A 3,576-nucleotide genomic window follows, 5' to 3' on the forward strand; every position below is an offset into this window, starting at 1 on the left:
CGGCCCGCTCCCGTGTAAGAGGCGCCCTCGCATCAGCGAAACGGTTCGGTAGCTCAGCTGGTTAGAGCGCGCGACTCATAATCGCGAGGTCGGGAGTTCAAGTCTCCCCCGAACCACCATTCAGGCGCGTTTGGCGCCGAGTTCCCAGCCTGTGTCCTCATCTGCCATCAGCACGTCCGCCAGTGTCGCCACCAGCGCCCGCGGGCGGATCGGCTTTTCGATCATGGCGGTAAAGCCCGCCCGTTCGCAGGCGGCCTTGCGCTCGGCGCTGATATCAGCGGTGACGGCGAGGATGGGGGCGAGCTGGTTAGGACCAGTCGTGCTGCGCAAGGTGCGCACGACCGTCTCGCCACTGCCGCCCGGCATGTGGATATCGGCAAGGATGGCCTGATAAGGCACTTGGCCGGCGCGTGCGATGGCATCGGCGGCATTCTGGACAGTCTCGACCTGCCAGCCGGCTGCTTTCAACGCCTGGGACATGACGAGCGCGCTGATGGCGTGGTCTTCGGCGATCAGGATTTTGCCCAGCGTCAGGCTACGCATGCGCGGCCTGTGAGGCGCATCGACGGCCAGGCGCGGCCCGGCGCGCAGCACCGGAAGCGTGACCGTGAACACCGACCCGCCGCCGGCATTGTCTGCCAACTTGATCTCTCCGCCGAGCAGGGCGGTCAGTCCCTTGGCGATGGACAGGCCGAGACCCGATCCTCCGTGCGTCTGGGCGGTGGACGCGCGGGCTTGTTCAAAGGCCTTGAACAGGCGGGCCTTGTCCGCGTCCGAAATGCCACAACCGGTGTCGGACACAGTCATACGCAGCTTGAGGTGGCCAGCCGCCTCAAGTGTCGCGAGTGTCACGCTGACATAGCCGTGCTCCGTGAATTTCAGCGCATTGCTCATCAGGTTGAACAGGATCTGGCGGACGCGCATGGCGTCGGATTCGATGCGCATCATGCTGTCGGACTCGACATGGATGCGCAGGTCGAGCCGCTTGCCGGCAATACGCGACTGCCAGAGGTCGCGCGCTTCGGCGGCGAATTCATGCAGGTCGAACGGGCCCGGACTGACAGGCAGCTTGCCGGCCTCCAGGCGCGACAGGTCCAGGAGGTCGCCCAGAAGACGGTCGAGATGGTTGCCGCTTTCGCTGATCGTGCGGGCGAGACGGCGCGGCTCGGCGCCGGAGACCGTATCCTGCAGGAGGTCGGCGACACCGAGAATACCGGTCAGCGGCGTGCGGATTTCGTGACTGAGAAAGGCGAGGAAACTGGACTTGTCACGGGCGACGTCAATCGCCCGGGCCGTGGCCTGCTGGAGGCGTTTGCCGGCGGCCTGCATGGCGCGGGCCCTGAGCGCGTTCTCCTGCGCCACCGCAGCAAGAATGGCACCCGGACTGACCAGGCCTTTGTAGCGTCCGTCATGCAGGACGATCACGCCGTCAGTGAGGGCCGACGTATTGCCGTCGGCGGCCAGTTTGGCGATGAGCGCGACCGCCGTGCCGGTTTCGGCCATGACCGGTTTCGGCGTCATGAAATGGCTGACCGCGCGGTCGGCAGCGACGTCGCGCCCGCTCGGGCTGGCGAGCACTTCGGTAAGGCGCGCGCGCGTGACCTGGCCAAGGACCGCACTGTTGATGATGACAGGCAAGGCGAACAGGGATGGGTCGGACAGGAACAGGCCGAGCGCGGCCGAGGCCGACATGTCTGCACCGATCGGCGCAACGCTGATCGCAATATCCTCTACACGTACCGGCATTTTTTGAGAATGCGCCCCTCACCCGTTAAGCGCGCATTCTCCGTGAAATTCGTTTACGCGCCGCAAACGTTTCCCTAACGGATTGTAAACCATGCGGGCGGGGCAAGGGTGTGGTCAGGGGAGGGTTGCGGGCCCGGTATGGGTTATGATGTCACCCTTGGGCACGGCCTTGCCGCCCTGCGTTTCGAACCCGCCTTTCGGCATATCAGGCCCCTCATTGTCACGGAAATAGAGCGGCAGGCCATAGCCGAGAAGGGGCTGCTGGGTCACCGCAGTGAGGTAGTGGGCATAGTGGACGTGCACATGCGGTTCGGACGTGTTGCCGCTGTTTCCACAGGCGCCGATGAGGTCGCCTTCCTGAACCGTGTCGCCGGCTGACACGGCCACGCTGCCCGGCTTGAGGTGGGCAATCACCAGATAGTTCCGGCCGGGCTCGGTCTGGATCATGACATGGTTGCCCATGATCTGCTTTGGCGGCAGCGGCAGCTTGCCGGGAACCTGTTCCGGTTCGCCGTCATGGGCGACGGCCACGGTGCCGCTGACGGGGGCGAGAACGGGCTTGCCGTAGCAGCCATAGTCTTCGAGCACGTCACTGCCGGTGAAGCCGGGTTCGATGATCAGGTCATAGGCCCAGCGCTGGTCGGGATAGGCGGCGTGGTAATTGGTGACCACGGTGTCGCCGCCCCAGGCGACGCGGACGGGGCCGTCGAGCGGTACGCGAATGGCCAATACAGGCTGGGTGGACGCGAGCCGCGCGGGGTAGGCCTGTCCAAGCAGCATGGGCAGGAAGGGGGCGGCAAGGGTGAGGCAGGAGAGTGCCAGGGTGATCCAGCCGAGGCGGCTCGCCCAGCGTTTGCGGACCGCGAGATAGATCAACGCGCCGATCAGGCAAAGCAGGCCTGCCAGCGGCATGTAGAGCTGCGACACGTGCCAGAGGACCACCCGCGTTGCCGGGTCCAGCCATTGAAGCGACACCTGCAATGCCAGCAAGGCGATCAGGATCGCCAGCGGAAACCATCTCAGAATGCGCATGCGGCCCCCCTCCGCCAGCGTGTCGCCTTATTTGATTTCGCCCTGATGGGTGACGATCTTGCTGACCAGGCCGTATTTCACGGCTTCCTCGGCGCTCATCCAGAAGTCACGGTCGGTGTCCTTCTTGATCTGCTCGAGTGACTTGCCGGTGGCATCGGCGAAGATCTGGTTCAGGCGTTCGCGCATCTTGAGGATTTCGCGGGCCTGGATCTCGACGTCCGTAGCCTGGCCGCCAACGCCGCCGCGCGGTTCATGCAGCAGGAAGCGGGTATTCTTCAGGGCGAAGCGGTTTTCCTTCTTCGCGGCCGAATAGATCAGGGCGCCAGCCGAGGCGACCCAGCCCGTGCCGAGCACTTTGACCGGTGCGGTGACAAACTTGATCATGTCGTGGATCATGTCGCCGCTTTCGACGTGGCCGCCGGGCGAGGAAATCACCAGCAGGATCGGCTCCTTGCTGTTCGCCGACGACAAAGCCAGCAGGCGTTCGCAGACGCGCTTGGCCTGTTTGAAGTCGATCCCGCCGGTCAGCAGGATGGTGCGGGCCTTGAAGAGGGCTTCTTCAAGGAACGCATTCGGCTCGCCCATTGGCGGGCTTTCGGCTTCTTCGTCGTCGAGGCGGGAATAAGGTGACATGTCATCTCCGGACAAGGGATTCTGAATACGGCACCATAGGTGAGGCGCGCTGGCGTCCGGGTCAAGGCTGGAGAGGTTAAACCCGTGGAAAACGCTGTATTTGCTGGATCATTCATCTTCCCCCACGAGTGGGGGAAGTGGGGTTCAGCCCGCATGGGCTGAAGG

3 protein-coding genes and 1 tRNA gene are annotated in these 3,576 nt (G+C 64.3%); 1 reads left to right on the plus strand and 3 read right to left on the minus strand.

Going from position 1 to position 3,576, the window contains the following annotated elements:
* Window positions 1-42: 42 nt before the first annotated feature.
* Window positions 43-119 (plus strand) — tRNA-Met (locus tag AADA04_RS15730).
* A gap of 1 nt (window position 120) precedes the next feature.
* Here AADA04_RS15730 and AADA04_RS15735 read toward each other — a convergent pair.
* From AADA04_RS15735 to AADA04_RS15745, 3 genes are all read right to left on the minus strand, one after another.
* Window positions 121-1,746 (minus strand): ATP-binding protein, encoded by a 1,626-nt coding sequence (locus AADA04_RS15735; RefSeq protein ID WP_340694229.1) that lies wholly within the window; start codon window positions 1,744-1,746, stop codon window positions 121-123.
* Window positions 1,747-1,860: 114 nt separating this feature from the next.
* The gene (locus AADA04_RS15740; RefSeq protein ID WP_340694230.1) at window positions 1,861-2,778 is read right to left on the minus strand and encodes a M23 family metallopeptidase; all 918 of its coding nucleotides are present in this window, start codon (window positions 2,776-2,778) and stop codon (window positions 1,861-1,863) included.
* Between the two features lie 27 nt (window positions 2,779-2,805).
* Window positions 2,806-3,411, minus strand: a complete 606-nt coding sequence (locus AADA04_RS15745) for an ATP-dependent Clp protease proteolytic subunit (RefSeq protein WP_340694231.1) — start codon at window positions 3,409-3,411, stop codon at window positions 2,806-2,808.
* Window positions 3,412-3,576 lie beyond the last annotated feature (165 nt).

Source organism: Hyphomonas sp. (assembly GCF_037969335.1).
Classification (GTDB): Bacteria; Pseudomonadota; Alphaproteobacteria; order Caulobacterales; family Hyphomonadaceae; genus Hyphomonas.

What these genes read in the sequence shown, in the direction of transcription:
- AADA04_RS15740 (WP_340694230.1), bottom strand. Translation starts at nt 2,778, where the DNA reads ATGCGCATTCTGAGATGGTTTCCGCTGGCGATCCTGATCGCCTTGCTG.
- AADA04_RS15745 (WP_340694231.1), bottom strand. Translation starts at nt 3,411, where the DNA reads ATGTCACCTTATTCCCGCCTCGACGACGAAGAAGCCGAAAGCCCGCCA.
- AADA04_RS15735 (WP_340694229.1), bottom strand. Translation starts at nt 1,746, where the DNA reads ATGCCGGTACGTGTAGAGGATATTGCGATCAGCGTTGCGCCGATCGGT.